The organism is Oleiphilus sp. HI0043 (genome assembly GCF_001634935.1).
Genome location: NZ_LWEY01001233.1, coordinates 1 through 2,295, shown reverse-complemented (window position 1 = coordinate 2,295; position 2,295 = coordinate 1). Strand labels below are relative to the sequence as shown.

The following is a 2,295-nucleotide window of genomic DNA, read 5'->3' as shown; positions in this document are numbered from 1 at the left end:
CAAAACTTCTTTTCTAATGCTGTTAAATATACCGAAAGCGGTAAGATCTTGGTCGGCTGCCGTCGCGAAGGTGAACGCGTGAGAGTATGCGTCTATGATACTGGCTCAGGCATCGCGGAAACCGACCAGGCGCGTATTTTTTCAGACTTCTATCGAGCCCCGACTCAAAAGAGTATTGCCGGTTTAGGCCTAGGGCTGGCTGTTGCAGAGCGTTTAGCAGAACTACTTCAACACCCCATTTCTCTCGATTCAAAACTAAGGAAGGGCAGCTGTTTCTCTATATCCTTACCTCAAAGCCACTTACCCAAAATCATCGAGGCTCCGCAAGAGATCGCTAATGAAAGCGATATCGAAGGTTTAAATGTCATTTATGTTGATGACCAACAGGAAAACCTTAAAGCTACCGAAGCACTGCTCAACAAATGGAACTGCAAGATGCTGTCTTACAACAGTGCCGAAAGTATTCTCGATGATAGTACCAAACACTTTGTACCTGACGTGCTACTCATGGACTACCAGCTGACGCATGATGAAGGCGAAGACAAGTATTCAAACGGTATCAAATTAGCGAATGAGCTATTAGAGATATGGGGGCAAGACGTTCCCGTCTGCATCATTTCAGCCGCCTCCGAACCAGAGTTGGCGAGTATAGCGAAAGGGCAAGGCTTCAACTTTTTAAGCAAACCGCTTAAACCCGCGAAGCTTAGAGCCTTATTGAGCCAGTTAGTGCGACGAAAAAAGCAAAGCTGATGAGTTAAGCTCAAGACAGCTCTTTTTGACGCGCTATCGCTTTCTTAATTTGCTTATTTCTTAGGTAGGCTGCTCGGAGTGTGGAGATCAAGCCACCAATAAGTACGATCACCAAGAGAGTTTTACCATCTTCGGTTTCTAAGCCGCCAACCATATAAATAGCTAATAGCGAGAATGTGACAAGAAATATAGTCACCTGAAGAGAGAATGGCATTTTATTCATTGCTTTGATGGCCCAAAGTATCAGTTTCACTTAAACGCTGAGCTACTTGCTCTATCGTTTCACAGCTCTCAAGTAGCTTGGNCACAGATGATAAGGGCGCTTCATAGAGCCCTTCGAGAAAAAACTCTCCCAAACCATATCGCTCAATTGCCAGTTTTTCAACTGGAGGCGTGAATTGAGCGTCGATTTCAGGGGTATTCCCACGTGCATCGATACGGTACCAACCATAGTCAGGCAGATGCACAGCGTTTAGTGCATGCAAACAAAAGCTAGGGGTGTCATCGAGACGTACACGTTGATAGCATATCGCAGTCGGAATTTGATTCGCTCTAAGTAAAGCAGCCAATAAGTGGCTTTTTGCGTAACAAAAACCTGTTCCGTGTTCAAGCACCTGAGAAGCTGAAACCGTCACCGGATTCAACCGGTAATCCCAACTGTGTTTTATTTCATCACGCACAAACCCAAAACACCTTTGGGCGATTACGTAGCAATCTTGCCTTCCTTGCGCTAACAAACTTGCCTGACGTTGCACGGCTTCGTGCCGCCAATCGATATAGGGGCAAGCCTGCAGATAAGCTTCCATTTCGTGACTACCTATTATTCTCTTCTGAGCGGAGAATTCTATAACATCAGCTACACCCTGCAAAAGGAAGCAAACCGCAAAATGGTAATATTCTATGAGGTAGCAATTTCTATTATTCGTGGGCAGAGGCCTCCGAGCCTCGCTAGCGGTTTAGCACGGTGGCAGATTCTAGCGAGGGGTGAAACCCTCTGTTTACGGGTATGATTAGAGTGTATTGATGAAGCTATCTATTCTGGCATTCACCTCATCTGCTTGCTCGGCAAATACCATATGACTGCCACCCGGTATAAGAGCCAGACTTGCATTAGCTAAAGCCTTCTTGAGGTAGTCAGCGTATTTGGGCGGGGTCATAATATCCTGATCACCCACTATGATTAAGCTAGGCAAGTCGATACTCGCTAGCTCGTTCATCAGATCAAAGCCATTGCATGCTTGCAAGTCTCTTAGTAAAACACCTGCTCCATTTNCCTGCATTGCGGCATTAATTTTACTGCGTAGCGGCTCATCAATTCTATGATTCATTGCCAGCACAGACTCGGGAATCCTGTCGTCCCCTTTAGCGAACAGGTCAGTAAGTTTATCTAATAAAGTTGGCAGAACTTTTAAACGAGCACCTGCACCGATTAGAACCATCCCTTTGAGCGAGCGGTGCCCTTGCGCTGCCAAAGCCAGTACCACGGCACTACCTAAGGAGTGCCCGACCAGTATGACATCGTCTAGCGTATCGAGATAAGTGCCA

At 46.2% G+C, this 2,295-nt stretch carries 4 protein-coding genes; 1 reads left to right on the top strand and 3 read right to left on the bottom strand.

What is annotated here, in order from left to right; translation table 11 throughout:
* On the top strand, positions 1 to 750 hold a 750-nt coding region (locus A3729_RS15155), incomplete at its 5' end, for a hybrid sensor histidine kinase/response regulator (protein ID WP_156497968.1).
* 10 nt (positions 751 to 760) lie between these two features.
* Here the strand turns inward: A3729_RS15155 and A3729_RS15150 are convergent.
* The 3 genes from A3729_RS15150 to A3729_RS15140 form a co-directional block, all read right to left on the bottom strand.
* Positions 761 to 973 (bottom strand): hypothetical protein, encoded by a 213-nt coding sequence (locus A3729_RS15150; protein ID WP_156490258.1) that lies wholly within the window; start codon positions 971 to 973, stop codon positions 761 to 763.
* Complete coding sequence (locus A3729_RS15145; RefSeq protein WP_068634035.1) at positions 966 to 1,556, bottom strand: transglutaminase family protein; 591 nt, start codon at positions 1,554 to 1,556, stop codon at positions 966 to 968. The genes A3729_RS15150 and A3729_RS15145 overlap by 8 nt, the downstream gene beginning before the upstream one ends.
* Positions 1,557 to 1,760: 204 nt before the next feature.
* Positions 1,761 to 2,295, bottom strand: a 535-nt coding sequence (locus A3729_RS15140; protein ID WP_156497967.1) for an alpha/beta fold hydrolase, incomplete at its 5' end; no start/stop codon positions are given.

Excerpts from the sequence above, each read along its gene's own strand:
- A3729_RS15150 (WP_156490258.1), bottom strand. The coding sequence starts at position 973 with ATGAATAAAATGCCATTCTCTCTTCAGGTGACTATATTTCTTGTCACA.